This is a genomic window from Halomonas sp. 3A7M (genome assembly GCF_014897875.1).
In the GTDB taxonomy this organism is placed as follows: domain Bacteria; phylum Pseudomonadota; class Gammaproteobacteria; order Pseudomonadales; family Halomonadaceae; genus Vreelandella.
The window spans coordinates 75,023-92,131 of sequence record NZ_JABUZD010000114.1; the positions used below are offsets into that span (position 1 = coordinate 75,023).

Sequence of the window (17,109 nt, forward strand, 5' to 3'; positions counted from 1 at the left end):
AATGGCCTGTTTAGGCATAGTGCGGTCAACATTTTGGTCAGCTTTTCTTAAACGCCTCACACCCCCTCGAAGCTAGCCGCGTGCAGCGACAGAATTCAGCACAATTGCATTATTGATACAATATAACATATCATTTTATGCGCTTAATTCTAACGTTTAAGGGAATACACCTGTGCCACGCTCTTTATTTCTGCTTACACCGCTTGCCACTGCTCTGCTTATCAGCTCCTCTGTCTATGCAGATGATCACCATCATGGGCACGACCATGATCACTCTGGTCATGCTCATGAGCACGACGCCTATGAACATAGCAACGATAAACATAGCGATGCTGAAAACAGCATCAACGTTTCCTTAGTTGTGGAAGGCATCTACCATAATCGCTTTTCAGGAGATGCAAACTCACCTGCAGGCTTTAGCCATGAGCACGAAGGCAGTCACGATCATGAGGGAGGACATGACCACGGCGGCCATAGCCATGATCTCGACAATGGATTTAACCTGGGACACTCTGAAGTGGCTATCGAAGGGCAAACCGCCCACCTTGAGGGCAAGGCCGTTGTTTCGCTAACGGAGGACGATATCACGCTGGAAGAGGCTTTTATTGCGACGCGTACGCTGCCTAACGGCCTGCGCTTACAAGCCGGTAAGTTTCTTTCTGATATAGGCTACATTAACAGCCGACATCCTCACGCTTGGGATTTTGTTGAGCGCCCACTGGTCAATGAGTATTTGTTTGGAGAGCATGGTCTGCTCGATACAGGCCTACAGCTAACCTGGTCACCAAACAGCACCTTGACGCTGGGTAGCGAGCTGTTTCAAGGCGAGGGAGAAGGCTTCAGCCGCTTTGATGAAGGGGGCTATGAGGATCGCGCCAGTGGCCCTCGCGTGGGCACGATTTTCGCTAAATACCGCCCAGATCTCGGTGCGAATAAGCAGCTAACGCTGGGAACGTCTGCGGGCATGAACCGTCAGTATGTGCGTGTCGATGACCATGGCCACCATGCCCATACCGCTGAAGGCGACAACTGGTTCGCAGGCTTAGATGCGCGGTTTAACTACGATGCGGAGCAGCCCGGTCACCAGGGCAACTGGCAATTAGGTGCGGAATACTTCTATAGCGAACGTGACCTGCAAGAGCATGTGCAACACCATGATCACTTTCATGCACACGACCACTACACTGAGCAACAAGATGGTGCTTACATCGACGCTATTTACGGTATTGCGCCTCGCTGGGAAGTCGGCCTGCGGGCAGAAGCATTAGGGTTAACCAATAAAGTGATGGGAACCCACCCTACCGCGATCGTCTCAGAAGACACGTCCTGGCGGCAAAGCGCACAGCTCACTTGGCATGTACGCGATAACATGTTCGTACGCACGCAACTGACCCGCGAAGACTTTGCAGGGCATGATGAGCAGTGGGTGGGAATGGTGCAGTTCAACGCAGCGTTTGGCAGTCATGCAGGACATAACCACTAAGTGCGCTCAATCATAGATAAAAAGCCCGTCTCATACTCAAGAGACGGGCCCTCCTCTTAGCCTGCACACCGCGCAGCCGGCAATTAACCACCAGCCAATGTAAAGCGTGATGCACTGAAAGGGCTAATATCCAACTGGCTATCACGCCCTTGCAGCATGTCAGCTACCAAGCGCCCCGTCGTGGCACCTAGCGTTAGTCCCAATTGGCCATGACCAAAAGCCATCGCCACGTTTTCAAGCAGTGGCGATTTATCAATCACAGGCTTAGTGTCTGGCAAGAAAGGGCGCCAGCCAGCGCCAAACTCCATACCAGCCGTATTCAACGATGGCAGTATCGTCTTGGCTTTTTCAAGAATGATCTCCGCACGCTTGAAGTTCGGTTCAGCATGGTTGCCAGCAAACTCAATCGTGCCGCCGATCTGTAGCCCTCGCTCCATTGGAATCAGACCAAAGCCGCCGTCAGCATAAAAAGTGGCGTGGGTTAAGTCGACACCAGGGTTGGGTAGCAATACCTGATAGCCGCCGACCTTAATCAACGGCACCTTAATGCCTAGTGCTTCAAAAAACGCCGAGCTGCCGTTGCCTGCGGCGACCACCACCTGCTCGACCGGCAGGCTCTCACCGCTAGCCAGAGTCACACCAACGGCACGCTCTGCCTGGGTCTCAATACGCGACACACTATCCTGAACAAGCTTGCCGCCCTGCTCTACAAAGCTGTGAGCAAGCTCGGTTAGGAAGGTTTCGGTATCGCACACCGTGCGCCAATCTGACAACAACAAGCCGTGAGAAAAGCGTCCCGCTAACGCCGGCTCCATAGCGGCAATCTGTTCGGCATTTAGCGTTTCGGAAACAAACCCTAGCGCGCGACGTAGCTCTACATAAGTTTGCTCATGAGCCAGCCCAGCCGCATCGTCAAACAGTTCAAGGGTTGGTTGGTGACCAATCAGATCGTCACGACGGCACTTCGCAAGCAGGGGCTCATAATCCTGGAAGGCACAGCGCGTTAAGGTCGCTAGCTCATGGGCGATAGTGTCGATGCGCGAACGCCGCGCGTGGGTGATAAAGCGCAGCATCCAGGGTAATAACCCTGGTAATGCTGATGGCCGCAGCGCCAGCGGCCCTTTTTGATCCAACAGCCACCCAGGCACTTTTTTGATAATACCAGGCTTGGACTGAGGAATAATTTCGCTAACCGCAATCTGCCCGCAGCTCCACTTAGCGGTACTATCGCCAGACACAGCGGGCTCCACGAGCGTTACGTCGAGCCCCTCTTTTTGCAGATATAACGCACAGCAAATACCAACGATTCCACCACCAATGACCACTGTTGGATGCGTTGTAGTCATTATTATCCTCCTGGTTTTATTCAGGCGTGCTTGCAAGCAAACCCAAGGCGCAGCGATTCAGTTGTCGGCAAAAAACGCCTAGCTCAAAAGACAAACACCCCGCCTTTCGCAAGCCGGGGTGCTGTCTTATCGGTTAAAACACGTAACGACTAGCGACGATCAACTCGAGCTTGGAGCTGGCGTCGGGCTAGTAACGGCTGCGTCAGCAGCAGCTCCCAATGCTTCGGTAGAGGCAATCGCTTCCCCCTGTTTTTCCCACAGGGCACGCTCTGCATCGGTTGCCTTGGGCGAGAACAAGCCCATCTGTGCGTAAAGAATACCGATTAAAGGCGATAACCAGCAGGCAAAGGCCAGCGGAATATACAACAGGTTCTCGACGTTACCTTCGCCAATACCTAGCCCTAATACGCTAATGACGAAGGCACCACCTGCGTTCCATGGAATGAGCGGCGACATCAATGTTCCACCTTCCTCAACACCACGCGATAGGTTCAGGGTTGAGTAGCCCAGGCCACGATAAGTCGGCGCGTACATACGCCCCGGTAGCGCAACAGATAGGTAGGGGTCGCCTGCCACCAGGTTAGTTGCAAAGGAGGTAGCAATTGCCGAGGTTTGAACGCCTTTGAACGAGCGCACCTTGGACATAATGGCCTTGATGATGGTCTCCAGGCAGCCCGTTTTCTCCAACGCACCGCCAAAGGCCAAGGCAATCAGGATCAACGAGATGGTCCACATCATTGACTGAATGCCGCCACGGTTTAACAGGCTGTCCATGGCTTCCACGCCGGTTTCAATGGAGTAACCATAGTTAGCGTAAGTAACGATATCGTGCAGACCTACCCCCTGAACCGCCATGGCGGTTACCGCACCCGCCATTACACCTGCAAACAGGGAGGGAATCGGCGGCATTTTCTTGATGGCTAGCCCAATAACCAGCACCGCTGGCAACAGCAGCCAGATAGAAATAGTAAAGTGTTCGTCTAGTGACGCAGTGATGGCATCAATGCGCTCAAAAGATGCCGCTTGATCATCAATCATGGTGAAGCCCACCACCAGATAGATGGCTAACGCGATCAGCATGGCCGGAAGCGTCGTTGGCATCATGTTTTTGATATGCGAGAACACATCGTTACCGGTAACCGCCGCCGCCAGGTTTGTGGTGTCGGAAAGCGGTGAGACTTTGTCGCCAAAAAAGGCGCCAGAAACAACCGCGCCGGCAGTCCAGTAAATCGGAATTTCAAACCCAGCGCCGATACCAACAAGCGCTAAACCTACCGTACCAACGGTTCCCCAGGAGGTCCCCAAAGAAACGGACACCACCGCACAAATCAGCATCGCCGCGGCAAGGAAGAAAGCCGGAGACAACAGAAGAAGGCCGTAATAGATCAGACTGGGCACGGTACCGCTGGCAATCCAGACGCCAATAATCATGCCCACTAAGATCAACACCGAAACCGAAGGCAAAGACACGTTGATAACGTGAAACGCCCCATCTTCAATCCGCTTCCAGCGGAAGCCAAGTTTGATTCCCACTAGCGAGGTTATCGCCAGGCCGATGGCCAACGGGATATGTGGTGTGAAATCACCAAAATAGAAAATTTGTACCCCGATGGCGATTAGTGTCAGCACAACGGGCACAAGGGCAAGCCCGAGACTGGGTTTTTGACGGACCCTTTTTGGTTTATCTTCCATCTTATAGACCTCGTTATTATTGAGTTTTTAATAGGTTTATCAGCAGCGATGTTTTTCGTTTAGCAGGAGTTTTTGAGATTTATCATCTAAGGCGTTAGCAATAGACATGCTTTCTATGAGGTATACTGCCCTTTCATCTATACCAGCTAATTAAGCACAATGCGTCATCGCACTTTCAACACTTCAACAGCATTGCGATCACATCACTGTTACAAAAGAATACGAGGGTAACGATGACTTAACGTGTCTATTCCTCGGCTTTTCGTGCTGCTTCCAGGGGAAATATACATGGGACAGCAAATAGGGCTGCTGAACTAAGTACGTTAAGAAACTATTCAAATTTATCTATAAAACCTACTAAAACAGAAAAATAAACTAAAAAACGCCAGCTCTATAAGCAAGAAGCTGGCGTCAAATTTCAATTAAACAATAAGTTATTCCAACAACAGGCGAAACAAATTGAAGCGATAGCGCGACCCATTTGTTAGTTAAATAAGTACTCCAGCAGCCTATGGTAAAGAGGGATCCCAAGCATCACGTTGAGAGGAAAAGTAATGCCGAGTGACGCTAGCATCGCAAGCCCAATGCTCGCTTGAGGGATAGCTGCACGCATTGCAGCCGGCGCCGCTATATAGGAGGCACTAGCAGCCAATGCGGCAAGAATCACCACAGAGCCCACTGGCAAACCAACTAGCGTACCTACCAGAATCCCCAGCAGTGACAGCAGCAATGGTGTGACCAGTGCAAAGGTCACTAAGCGCCAATGATGCCACGGCATTGGGCGCAGCGTTTGCGCGGCAGTTAACCCCATTTCTAGCAGGAACAACGCCAGCACGCCTTTGAAAGCCCCAGTAAACAATGCGGTGACTTCCTCTCCTTGAAATGGCCCGTATAGCGTGCCAATCACGACCCCACCCGCTAACTAACAGGATAACGCCACGATTGGTTAAAGTTTCATGCCATAACTTGCTGGTGCTCTCTTTAACAGCGGCGCCTTGATAGCGTCTAAACAGGGCAATCGCCACCATAATCGCGGGTAGCTCCATCGCGACCAAATAGAGCGTTACTTCACTCCCCACCGCTAACTGACGTGCTTCTACATACGCCAGAGCGACCGCAAACGTACCCGCACTGACCGAGCCATAGTGAGCCGCAATGCTAGCGCTGTCGGCGGCGGAAAGGCGTACCCAGCGGCGCAACACTGGCATCAGCATCAGCGGTATAAACGCTGAAAGCAGCGCTACACCGGTAAGTTCTGGCATCAACCCCCAATGGATATTGCCATGCAGTGCCATTCCTCCCTTTAAGCCAATGGTGAGCATTAATAACAGGCTTAGGGTGTCGTAAGTAGCTTTAGGTACCTGAAGATCCGACTTCACCGCTCCGGCGACTAGCCCCAATAAAAAAAACATCACCACAATATCTGGCATCACCACTGCTCCCTAGGGTCAAAAGAGACTGCATTTTGCGAGCGATGACACTAGATAACTAATAATATATTAAAAGAAAATCATAGATAATTATCTATGTAGCTATCATCACCCTATCGCTACTCATTAATAAGCAGTGGTGATAGTTAATAGGCAGTGATGGTAGTTAAACTAAGGACATGAAAGAGTCACTAGGCGCGATGCCTGAAAGACCCCGCCCTGAGCAATCAGGGCGGGATGGTAAGAGCCTAACGTAACGTTAAAGGCCAATAGCAGATGAGGTGGAGCGGCGAGGATCGGCGCCACCAAAGAACATTCCATCTTTGATCATGATTGACTGAGCAGCGCCCATGGCTGACTGCTGACTGACCGTGTGGCCACGCTCTTCAAGCAAGTTAAGTGTATCTGGACTAAAGCCTGCCTCAACACGAATCTCATCAGGCAGCCACTGGTGGTGCATGCGTGGTGCGCTAACCGCTGATTGGATATTCATATCATGATCAATCACGTTCATTAACACCTGCAGCGTTGTGGTGATAATACGTGAACCGCCGGGGCTGCCAGTCACCAGAAAGTTTTTGCCGTCTTGCTTGACGATAGTGGGCGTCATAGACGAAAGCATTCGTTTGCCTGGTTCGACCTTATTGGCTTCGCCGCCAATCAATCCATAGGCGTTGGGCACGCCGGGCTTGGCTGAGAAATCATCCATTTCGTTGTTGAGCAAGAAGCCCGCGCCATCCACCACGATGCCAGAACCATAACTGAAGTTGATGGTGTACGTGTTTGAAACTGCCAGACCACCGTCATCTACAATGGAAAAGTGAGTGGTTTCATTAGATTCGTAGTCGTTCGGATTGCCAGGCGCAATGTCTGCACTAGGGGTAGCTTGGTCGCCAATCTGGCTACGCAGTTCGGCGGCATAATCCTTTGAGGTGATACCGGCCAGAGGCACATCGACAAAGTCAGTATCGCCCAGGAACTCCGAGCGGTCAGCGTAAGCACGCTTCATGGCTTCGGCCATTAGGTGCATGCTTTCAGCAGAGCCGAAGCCCATTTCACCGATAGGATATTCTTCGAGAATGTTCAGCATCTGCACAATATGAGCACCACCGGAAGAAGGAGGACTCATAGCGTAAATATCGTAGCCGCGATAAGTACCGTGGCTGGGCTCACGGATGATGGGGGCGTAACTAGCCATGTCTTCCATGGTAATCAGCCCATCGTGACGCTCCATCTCGGCAACAATCAGCTCTGCCGTTTCTCCTTCATAAAACTCGCGAGCCCCTTGTTCAGCAATGCGCCTGAGTGTCGCGGCTAGATCAGGTTGCTTGAAAATATCGCCGACCTCGTAGGCGCTACCATCCTCCTTGAAGAACGTGGCCATGCTCGCATCCCAGGGCTCGAAGCGTTCTTTGGCCTCTTGTAACCCTTGAACAAAGCGCGGAGGCACCGCGAAGCCATCTTCAGCAAGACGAATGGCGGGCTCCAACGCTTCAGCAAGACTTAACGTGCCATACTCTTCCAGGGCCAGTGCTAGCCCCGCAACGGTGCCGGGAACGCCAGCGGCCAAGTGAGTAAAGCGGGAACGCTCGGTCACTGCATCGCCATTTTCATCTTGGAACATAGCTTCAAAGGCAGCTGAAGGGGCCATCTCGCGGTAGTCGATGGCAATGACTTCATCGCTTGTTTCATCCGAGATCAGCATAAAACCACCGCCACCGATATTACCGGAACGGGGCTGAGTCACCGCTAGCGCAAAGCCGGCCACTACGGCAGCATCAACGGCGTTGCCTCCTTCAGCAAGCACATCACGGGCAACCTCTGAGGCAAGAAAGTGGCTGGTAGCGACCATGCCATGGCTACTCTCTTGAGGGTGAAAGCGCTCACCTTCCAAGATCGCTTGCTGAGAGAATGCCTGTGGAGAGACTAACAACCCGCCGATACATAAACTGGCCGTCAGCGTTTTAAGCGGACGCGAAGTTAAAAAGGGGATCATCATAGGTGGAATTCCTTATAGTTATTAGCTTAAAGATATTTAGAATATAACAACATGCTTTTCTTCAACGCTATTCAAAGCCATGTTCTTGGCCTTGAGGAGCAACCCAACGTGCGCCACCTTAGTGTAATGTGGTTTAAACTCTTTTGTCTTCACCTGTCCATTAACGGCAAGGAATAGCCTAGCTTTTCGATGATGGCTTGCCAGGTATTCGTTGATAAAGCTGATCTACACCACTACCCAATAATGATGCATTAAGAGACGCCCCAGGAGTTGCGGTTGCTATGAATATTCGCCATCTGACCTTTAGGTTGCTCCAGGTATACGTAACCGTCGTTAGATGTGGCTCCATCAGCGAAGCCGCAAGACAGCTTCACCTTACCCAGCCAACCGTGTCACAGCAGTTGAAACGCCTCAGGGAAGCGGTAGGCAGCCCGTTGTTAGAACAGCATGCCCAGCGACTGACGATGACCGCCACAGGGCAAGCGCTTTATCAGGCAAGTCGGGATGTGTTGGGGCGCTTTGATGACTTTGCAGACCAGCTCAGTGATTTACAGTATGGCAGTAAGGGGCGATTTAGTATTGCGCTCGTGAACACTGCTCAGTACGTCTTACCACGCCTCTTAGGACCTTTTAGTCAGGCGTTCCCTGATGTCGATGTCACCGTTCATATCGGTAATCGTCGACAGGTATTGGCGCGCTTTGAGCGCCAGGAAGATGACCTTTACGTCTTTAGCCATCCGCCCGCGCTTGCTCACGCGGTCGCGTCACGCTTTATGCGCAACCCTTTAGTTGCCATTGCCGCCGCCGACCACTCTCTGGCTCAACAGAAAGCCGTGACGATGGAGCAGCTACTAAGTGAGCGCTTACTGCTACGCGAGCCTGGCTCTGCCACACGCATGTTATTAGACAGCTGGCTGCAAGAACACGGACTGACCATGCAAAAAACATTACAGATGGCCAGCAACGAGGCCATACGAGTAAGCGTGGCCGCCAATATGGGCGTTGCAGTGTTATCTGAACACGTTTTGCCTAATAAGCATCCTGATCTAGTAGTGTTACCCGTTCAGGGGCTACCTATTGAAAGTCACTGGCAATTTATCGTGCGCAATGATCAGCGCCTTCCACAGTCAGCACAACGCTTTCTTCACTACGTTCACGAACACCTGACACAGTGGATTGAACCGCGCTTTGTATGCAATGAACTAGACACCCTGCTGAACGCCTACCCGACGTTTCCCTTGCGTGGATAAGGCTTCGATTAATTGACTTGCAGACGCAACGATTCCCGCTAATGTGTGAAGCCTACGCTTGGAATAACGCCTAAGTGAGCACACTAAGAGATTAGATAGCATGCTGTATGGGATAAGTTTAGCCGTCGGTATCGTACTATTAACGCTGGGGGGCGAAGCTCTCATCCGTGGCGCTGTCGCCGGGGCCAAACGAATGGGAGTCTCTCCACTATTAACAGGCCTCGTCGTCGTTGGTTTTGGCACCTCTTCCCCCGAACTGGTTGTTTCCATTGATGCCGCCATTCGCCAGCAACCAGATATTGCCGTCGGCAATATCGTGGGCAGCAACATAGGCAACATACTGCTGATTCTTGGTCTTTGCGCAGTCATTTGCCCCATGTCAGTACAGCCGCTGGCGCTAAGACGAGACGGTGTGGTGGTCGTCGGCGCTAGCCTGCTATTTGTTGCTCTGGCCTGGAGTGGCGCCCTCGGCCGCTGGGATGCGGTCATATTATTAGCCGCGTTGACGGCTTATCTCATTTGGGCATATCGCACTGAACGCGCTCAACCACTTCCCGCAGCTGAAATGCATAGCGCAGAAGCAGACGAACTCACTGCAATTCCAAGCTCAACAACCATGATAGTTATGGCGCTTATTGTGGGGCTTGCGATGTTGATAGGTGGCTCGCAGCTGTTACTTTATGGTGCCATTGGCTTAGCCCAAGCCATGGGTATTTCCGAAGCAGTTATTGGCTTAACGATTGTTGCGGTAGGTACCTCGTTACCCGAAATGGCGGTATCGGTGATTGCGGCTCTTCGCCGCCACGCCGATGTGGCTGTCGGAAATATTTTGGGCAGCAACATTTTCAACCTTCTAGGCATCTTAGGTATATCAGCTTTTCTACAGCCCCTGCCTATTGCCGAGCGAGTAAGTCAGTTTGACCAATGGGTGATGCTCGGAGCAGCAGGCGTATTGCTACTGTTTCTTTACACAGGCATGCGGTTATCTCGCTGGGAAGGAGCCGCGCTACTGGGCGGCTATGTAGCCTACCTTACGCTAAGTTTTACAATCGTCTGAGGAACTCGCTGTGCAAATTGCCACCCTCGGCCCTAGCGGCAACAATCATGAATTAATTGCTCTGCGCTATTTAGCGAAGCATGGTCAGCCATCCACGAATCTTCAGCTTTTCGAACAGTTTGAAGAGGCGTTTGAAGCGCTGGTTGAGGGGCGAGTAAGCCATCTGCTCCAGTGCACTGCTCACTTTGCCCACAGCGATTGCGTGGGCCGCTATATGCACCGCGCCTATCCGGTTGATGTCTTTATTGCCGGCAGCAAGCCTTTAGCGTTAGTTGCTCAGCGTAGTATTGCCACCCCTCGTCATGTGGCTATTCAACCAGCTACCCGCCATTACACGGATTTAAGCAGCTTTGGCGATATTATCGAGGCACCCACGACGGTTGCCGTGGCAGAAGGCTTGCTAGCGGGTACTTTTGAGGCCGGGATTTGCGCTGAAGAGGTCATAAATCAAGCGCCTGAGCAACTGAAGCTGGTGCAGTCGCTGGGGCCTGCACTAGATACCTGGGTGGTGTATGCCACCACCCAATTACCGGCCACGTCGCCGTTGTTTTTAAACCATGCGCCATTAAACGAGAAAGATAACAGCCGCGCCCGCCACCACGAGTATTACGCGAAGCCAAATGGCTTTACGAGCGATGACACCAAACGAAATGGCCGTTAAACCAGCGGCTATTTTTAAACCATCGAGCAAAGCGCCCGCTGGATTAAAAGCAAGCTGAATAACGTCAGGGTTCGCGACCATCGCTAATGGAATGATGTACAGCCCTATCCCCAGAGCCATGGCTTTAAGCGCTACTTTGAGCCAGTTTTCGCCTACCATCCCCGCCGCGATAAATACTCCCCCACAGACAGGCGGCGTAATCGTTGAAAGCAGCGCGTACCAAAACACAAACAGGTGCGCCAACAACGGCTCTAATCCGAGTGATATCAGCGCTGGCCCCGCCACCGACACACAAATCACATAGGCTGCCGTTGTTGGCACTTCCATTCCCAAAATCAGGCAGGCCAGTGCGGTTAACAACAGCGCAGGCCATAGCAGGTCATTTGAGAGCGATAAGATACCCGACGTGATTTTTACGCCAAGGCCTGTTAACGAGAGCACACCAATCACCAGAGAGGCACACAAAATAATCGCACCAATGGTGGCAATTTGCCGCCCTGCGGTCACCACTGCATCCGCTAAGCGATTTGCAAACCCAGTGATTGAGAAACGCAGCGTAACATCGACCAGCAGCAGTGCTGCGCCGGCAAATATCGCAATACTAGCGGCATATTGAGGTGTGTATCCGCCGTTAAAAATACGCTCTAACAGCAGTACAAATGGCACCGCAAAAAAGAGTGATGTGATGAGTACTTCTTTGGCGGCTGGCTGCTCGCTGGCATCAATCGGCTGCAAGTCATGACGCGTTGCGTAGGCATTAATGCCCATCCATACCGTCAGAAAATAGAGCACCGCCGGTAGCGTTGCTGCTGCCATGATTTGTGTGTAGGGCGTGCCGGTTAGCTCGACCATGACAAAGGCTCCCGCCCCCATCAGCGGTGGCATTATTTGCCCGCCTGAAGACGCCACCGCTTCTACTGCGCCGGCAAACGAACGCGGGTAGCGCAAACGTACCATAGAGGGAATCGTAATCGCCCCAGTAGAGGCAACGTTCGCCGAGGCTGAGCCTGAAATGGACCCCATCAGCGCCGACGAAATCACCGACACTTTAGCCGCACCACCGGTTAAGCGCCCAGCAACGGCACTCGCTAAATTCATGAAACCTTGGCCAGCTTCGCCAGCATTAAGCACCGCACCAAAGATCACAAAGATAGCCACGACACCCACGCTAACCCCCGTTAGCGAGCCCCAAAGCCCCCCCTTCCGCAATCGTCAGTGAACCCACCATGCTTTGCAGTGGCAACCCCGGGTGGCCAAATGCCCCCGGCACATACTGCCCGAAAGCGCCGTAAAGCAGTGCCAATAGCGCAACCAATGGCAACGGCCAACCGATCGCACGCCTTGCTGCCTCCAGGGCCAGCATAATTAAGAAAAGACCAATCGCCATCTGCAGATGGGTATCAATAAAGCCATACTGATTCGCCAGTGAGGCTTCGTTAAGCGCGATGTAGGCGCAAGCGGCTATCCCTAATAGCGTCAGCCCCCAGCCACTAATGCGCTGAAAAGGGGTTTTAGCCATATAAATCAACACCCAAGGCAGCAGTAGCGCCATATGCAATGGCCTGCTCACCAGGGCGGGCGTTAAACCGTAAAAAATCAGTCCTAAATGAAACCCAACGCTAATGACACCTAACGCAATCCAACCAGGGGACGCCACCGCATTAGGTGTGGCGTTATCAGCCGTCTGAGACGAAAAAAGAGCATGCATGCCGAGTTGCCTATCCCTATAAAACGACGCAACGGCCTACAGACCGTTGCGTATTATCAGTGCCAAAAAACGCTGCTAAGGCAGCCTTTATCGAAGAGCGTCAGGCACATCGACTCCCGCTTCTTCATAATAACGCAGTGCACCGGGGTGCAGCGTACCGGTCATATTACTCAGCATGTCGGGCGAGATACTGCTCCACCAAGCCGCTTCTTCAGCCATGGCATCGCGACGCTCCCAGAAGGTTTTTGTCAGGGCATACGCGGTATCGTCATCCATTTGTGAAGTTGTATAAGCGATGACCGGCAGTGACGTGGTTTTAACATCCTCATCCACACCTGGGTACGTGCCACCAGGAATCGTCTGACGAGCAGCGCCTGTTTGCGCTATCTGCTCATCGCTAAAGCTAACCAAGCTGATTGGCATGCTGGCAGCCGTTTCAATAACATTCGGGGTTGGGAAGGAGCTGGCCGTCACAAAGGCATCAATCTGACCATTTTTTAACGCATCTGGCCCACTTCCAATAGAAGCGTCAGCAACACGTACTTTCTCTTCCAGTCCAAATAGCTCTAGATACCGAGTAGCTTCCCGAGCGCCAAAAGTACCTCGGCCGATTAAGATGTGCTTATCTTCAAGCGCCGCCATATCGGTCACACCGCCATCGCCTGCGATCACAAAGTGCATGGTGATAGAGGGAATAGGAAATAGGCCGCGAATCTCTTGGAAGCGAGGATGCTGACGCTCGGCAAAAGCCCCTTCCCCAGCCATAGCCTGTTCAACTAAGGCTGGCGGCGTAGTGAATACATAGTTACCTTGCCGAGCCATCACCTCCATCACGTTCTGCACCGAGCCCTGGCTCTCTTCTAGGGTCAGGATAATGGCATCGTCAGTGCCTTGGCGCACTGCCTCAGAGAGCTCAACACCCATCTGGTAATAGGCGGTTCCCGCCGATGCTGATTTATAGGTAACCCGTGTTTCTGCTTGTGCTGTCATTGCCGCAGCGGCAAGGGCAAGCGTGGCAGCCGAGACGCCTAACGTGCGATAAAGGGAGCGAATTGAGTGGTGCATATGAGTTCCTTAACGTGTCCAACGGCCAGCTGTGTGGCCTCGTTTTTATTGACTGAAAGCGATGACAAAGGCTAAATTCCAAGCCTTTAGACGCGACATAATGATCAACCATACCAACGCAGCCATCAATATGGTCGCGCATGCTGCTCAATTTTATTACCGCCTGAAGATCGACCCACAACCCGCAAATATACCTACAAAGCGACGGAGACCAACAAATATCGTAAATCTATTATGTTTATCTGATTTATGATTAAACTCTTTACATTTATTTGGCCATTTTACTATTAGCTAAACGGATAATTTCCAAAAAAAAGACGTAATAACTTGCTTATCAAAGCATTTCATTCGGTTTAATTACGTATTGCAATGCAATATAACTTGTTAAACTAACGCCGCTTATTCCCCCTACCTTTTAACCAATATAAGGATAAATACGCCATGCCGACGTTACATAATGACCCAGGCCAGCTCCGAGTTTCTCGTTGCTGGCCTTTTTTGTTAGCAGCCTTATTATTATGCATTAGTCCTTCCGCTTTTGCAGTGACTGGAGATATCGACTTAACCTCCTCAACCGTCGGATTTTTTGCCGTAGCGATCTTCGTGCTTGCCTATGCCTTAGTAATGGCAGAAGAAAAGATCCACATGCGTAAGTCTAAACCGGTACTGGTTGCTGCCGGTATTATTTGGGGACTCATTGGCTGGGTGTACGTCCAAAACGGCATGTCCGATACGTCAGAGCATGCGTTTCGTGTGACACTTTTGGAGTTCACCGAGCTAATGCTGTTCCTGTTGGTAGCCATGACGTATATCAACGCCATGGAGGAGCGCCGTGTATTTGACGCCCTTCGCTCGTGGATGCTGCGCAAAGGCTTTAGCTACCGCCAGCTATTCTGGCTAACGGGCGGCCTTGCCTTTGTACTCTCTCCCATTGCCGATAACTTAACTACAGCGCTACTAATGTGTGCCGTTATCACCAAGGTTGCTGAAGGAGATAAACGCTTCATTAATCTCGCCTGTATCAACGTTGTGGTAGCCGCCAATGCCGGTGGTGCCTTTAGCCCCTTCGGCGATATCACCACGCTTATGGTCTGGCAAGCCGGTATTATCCAGTTCCAGGAATTTTTCATCCTCTTCCTGCCTGCCTTGGTAAACTTCCTGATTCCTGCGGTCATCATGAGTATATTTATTAAGGATCAGAAGCCCAGTAGCGTTTATGAAGATGTATGGCTCAAACGCGGTGCACGGCGAATTATTGCGCTGTTTTTGATCACTATTGCCACTGCTGTACTGTGCCATACGCTGCTGCACTTGCCGCCGGTACTCGGCATGATGACGGGTCTTGGCTACCTACAGTTTTTCGGCTATTACCTACGTCGCAGCCTGCCTCGCTCACTGGAACGCAAGCGTGAACGCTACAGCCGCCAAGGCGATAATAAAAAGCTTGAGCAGTTGGGTGGCGTGGTGCCGTTTGATGTTTTCAATCGTGTCGCCCGCGCCGAGTGGGACACACTGCTGTTCTTCTACGGGGTGGTTATGTGCGTAGGCGGCCTTGGCTTTATGGGCTACCTTGGCCTGCTTTCCGAAGCGCTTTACACCGGTTGGAACGCCACCTGGGCCAATATTATCTTGGGGGTTGTGTCAGCGGTAGTCGATAACATTCCGGTAATGTTCGCAGTACTGACCATGGAGCCTGAAATGTCCCACGGGCATTGGCTACTGATTACGTTGACGGCCGGTGTAGGGGGCAGCTTGCTCTCCATTGGCTCCGCAGCTGGGGTTGCCGTGATGGGGCAAGCGCGTGGCGCTTATACCTTTATGGGCCACCTACGCTGGGCACCGGCTATTTTTCTAGGCTACGTCGCCAGTATCATTGTGCATATGTGGCTTAACGCCAATAGCTTCGCCGTCTTTGGTTAACGAACGGTTGACACCAGTTCAAGCCCGCGTCACGCGCTAACAGGTGCTGCGCGGGCTTTTTAGTACGCCTCAAATAAATACTCAATTGGCGTCGGGCGGCCAAATAAATAGCCCTGATAGCGGTAACAGCCATGTCCTTTAAGCCAATCAAACTGCTCTTTTTTCTCGACGCCTTCAGCCACTACGGTTAAACCGAGACTGACCGCTAAAAGAATCGTGGTATCCACAATCGCCGCATCGGTTTTGTCCGTTAATAATTCGCGAATAAACGACTGATCGATCTTTAGCTCGTCCAACGGTAAGCGTTTCAGGTAGCTCAGCGACGAGTAGCCCGTGCCAAAATCATCCAGCGCGAAGCGAATACCTTGGGAACGAAGCTTTAACATGGTGCTACGTACTCGCGTGGGTTCGCTCATCAATAGGCTCTCCGTCACTTCCAGCACCAAACGACTCGGCGGTGCCTGGGTTAGTGCTAACAAGCTTTCTACATCACGTACGAACCCAGGCTGCTGGAACTGCACCGAACTCACGTTAACTGAGATAGTGAGTGCCTCATAAGCAGGCTGCTGCGCCCATTTTGCTAACTGTTCACAGGCTAATTTCAACACCCAGTGCCCAATAGGCAGAATCAACCCGTTTTCTTCCGCAAGAGGAATAAAGGTAGCTGGTGATACCCAGCCCCGCTGTGGGTGATACCAGCGTAATAAGGCCTCAACGCCAGTAGTGACGCCTTGATGATTAACCTGCACTTGGTAGTGTAGCGACAGCTCGTTGCGCTCTAAGGCTTGATGCAGATCCCCCTCAAGCCTAGCCCTCTCCAGCACACTGGTTTGCATCTCCATATTAAAAAAGCGCAACGAATTGCCACCAGCCGCTTTGGCTTGTTGAAGTGCCATGTCTGCTTGTTGTAAAACACTGTTCACACTCAACCCCAAACACTTAAACAGTGAAATACCAATGCTGGCGGTAATCGGCAGTGCCCGGTCGTTACGCAGCTTAGCAACCGCTTCTAAGAGCTGCCTTGCAAGGCGTTCAGCGTTGTGCGTTGCTTTACCTTGCTGTTCACCTAATGTATTTAACAGTACGACAAACTCATCGCTACTAAAGCGGGCAACGGTTGCCTCCTGGGGCAAATGTATTTGCAAATTTTGGGCGACATTAATCAGTAATTGATCGCCACTCTCGTGGCCCTGGATGTCATTCACCAATCTAAAATTATCTAAATCAACAATAAAGATTGCGCTGAAGTTTGTTGTGCAATTATTTTGATCCGTGGCATCGGCTAACGAGGCTGTAGAAAAACCCGATTTCGAGCCGTTTCCACCGCCTGTTGTCCTTATTCATTTACCCAGCTGGTCATCTGGCTGAGTAATCTTCATATCGGCATTTAGCCACTTGGGCGCCCAACTAAAGCTTGTTGAAGACGGCCTTTTGCTCTTAAAAAGCAACTTACCCCGCTCTAAGCCCTTCATGATGCGGCCAAGTGGCCGTAATTCGC

The 17,109-nt window shown here is 51.7% G+C and carries 9 protein-coding genes and 3 pseudogenes; 5 read left to right on the forward strand and 7 right to left on the reverse strand.

The features are described from left to right. The first annotated feature begins 172 nt into the window (after positions 1–172). On the forward strand, positions 173–1,483 hold the full coding sequence (locus INT19_RS10330; RefSeq protein ID WP_193060665.1) for a TonB-dependent receptor: 1,311 nt from the start codon (positions 173–175) through the stop codon (positions 1,481–1,483). A gap of 83 nt (positions 1,484–1,566) precedes the next feature. Here INT19_RS10330 and INT19_RS10335 read toward each other — a convergent pair whose 3' ends face one another. The 4 genes and pseudogenes from INT19_RS10335 to ggt form a co-directional block, all read right to left on the reverse strand. Beyond that, a complete protein-coding gene (locus INT19_RS10335) occupies positions 1,567–2,829 on the reverse strand; it encodes an NAD(P)/FAD-dependent oxidoreductase (RefSeq protein WP_193060666.1) in 1,263 nt (420 codons plus the stop codon). A gap of 159 nt (positions 2,830–2,988) precedes the next feature. Then, complete coding sequence (nhaC, locus tag INT19_RS10340; protein WP_089039934.1) at positions 2,989–4,521, reverse strand: Na+/H+ antiporter NhaC; 1,533 nt, start codon at positions 4,519–4,521, stop codon at positions 2,989–2,991. A 484-nt stretch (positions 4,522–5,005) separates the two neighbouring features. Further along, positions 5,006–5,951 (reverse strand): annotated as a pseudogene (locus INT19_RS10345) (sodium-dependent bicarbonate transport family permease). Positions 5,952–6,210: 259 nt separating this feature from the next. Next, the gene (gene ggt / locus INT19_RS10350; RefSeq protein ID WP_193060667.1) at positions 6,211–7,950 is read right to left on the reverse strand and encodes a gamma-glutamyltransferase; all 1,740 of its coding nucleotides are present in this window, start codon (positions 7,948–7,950) and stop codon (positions 6,211–6,213) included. A 281-nt stretch (positions 7,951–8,231) separates the two neighbouring features. Here ggt and INT19_RS10355 point away from each other — a divergent pair, with 281 nt between their 5' ends. From INT19_RS10355 to INT19_RS10365, 3 genes are all read left to right on the forward strand, one after another. Continuing rightward, complete coding sequence (locus INT19_RS10355; protein WP_089039937.1) at positions 8,232–9,200, forward strand: LysR family transcriptional regulator; 969 nt, start codon at positions 8,232–8,234, stop codon at positions 9,198–9,200. 100 nt (positions 9,201–9,300) lie between these two features. Then, positions 9,301–10,257, forward strand: coding sequence for a calcium/sodium antiporter (locus INT19_RS10360; protein WP_193060668.1), 957 nt, complete (start codon positions 9,301–9,303; stop codon positions 10,255–10,257). A gap of 10 nt (positions 10,258–10,267) precedes the next feature. Beyond that, positions 10,268–10,918 (forward strand): hypothetical protein, encoded by a 651-nt coding sequence (locus tag INT19_RS10365; RefSeq protein ID WP_193060669.1) that lies wholly within the window; start codon positions 10,268–10,270, stop codon positions 10,916–10,918. Here INT19_RS10365 and INT19_RS10370 read toward each other — a convergent pair. Beyond that, a pseudogene (locus tag INT19_RS10370) lies at positions 10,823–12,626 on the reverse strand (TRAP transporter permease). The gene INT19_RS10365 and the pseudogene INT19_RS10370 sit on opposite strands and share 96 nt — an antisense overlap. An 87-nt stretch (positions 12,627–12,713) precedes the next feature. Continuing rightward, on the reverse strand, positions 12,714–13,691 hold the full coding sequence (locus tag INT19_RS10375) for a TAXI family TRAP transporter solute-binding subunit (protein ID WP_193060670.1): 978 nt from the start codon (positions 13,689–13,691) through the stop codon (positions 12,714–12,716). Positions 13,692–14,132: 441 nt separating this feature from the next. On the opposite strand from INT19_RS10375, the gene nhaD reads away from it, so the two are divergent. Beyond that, a complete protein-coding gene (nhaD, locus tag INT19_RS10380) occupies positions 14,133–15,611 on the forward strand; it encodes a sodium:proton antiporter NhaD (RefSeq protein WP_193060671.1) in 1,479 nt (492 codons plus the stop codon). A 59-nt stretch (positions 15,612–15,670) separates the two neighbouring features. Here the strand turns inward: nhaD and INT19_RS19755 are convergent. Next, a pseudogene (locus tag INT19_RS19755) lies at positions 15,671–16,900 on the reverse strand (putative bifunctional diguanylate cyclase/phosphodiesterase); the annotation flags it as partial. Positions 16,901–17,109: the final 209 nt, after the last annotated feature.

Bases quoted from the DNA above. Each gene is read 5' to 3' on its own strand.
- INT19_RS10360 (WP_193060668.1), top strand. From the start codon at position 9,301: ATGCTGTATGGGATAAGTTTAGCCGTCGGTATCGTACTATTAACGCTG.
- INT19_RS10355 (WP_089039937.1), top strand. From the start codon at position 8,232: ATGAATATTCGCCATCTGACCTTTAGGTTGCTCCAGGTATACGTAACC.
- nhaD (WP_193060671.1), top strand. From the start codon at position 14,133: ATGCCGACGTTACATAATGACCCAGGCCAGCTCCGAGTTTCTCGTTGC.
- INT19_RS10335 (WP_193060666.1), bottom strand. From the start codon at position 2,829: ATGACTACAACGCATCCAACAGTGGTCATTGGTGGTGGAATCGTTGGT.
- nhaC (WP_089039934.1), bottom strand. From the start codon at position 4,521: ATGGAAGATAAACCAAAAAGGGTCCGTCAAAAACCCAGTCTCGGGCTT.
- INT19_RS10375 (WP_193060670.1), bottom strand. From the start codon at position 13,691: ATGCACCACTCAATTCGCTCCCTTTATCGCACGTTAGGCGTCTCGGCT.
- ggt (WP_193060667.1), bottom strand. From the start codon at position 7,950: ATGATGATCCCCTTTTTAACTTCGCGTCCGCTTAAAACGCTGACGGCC.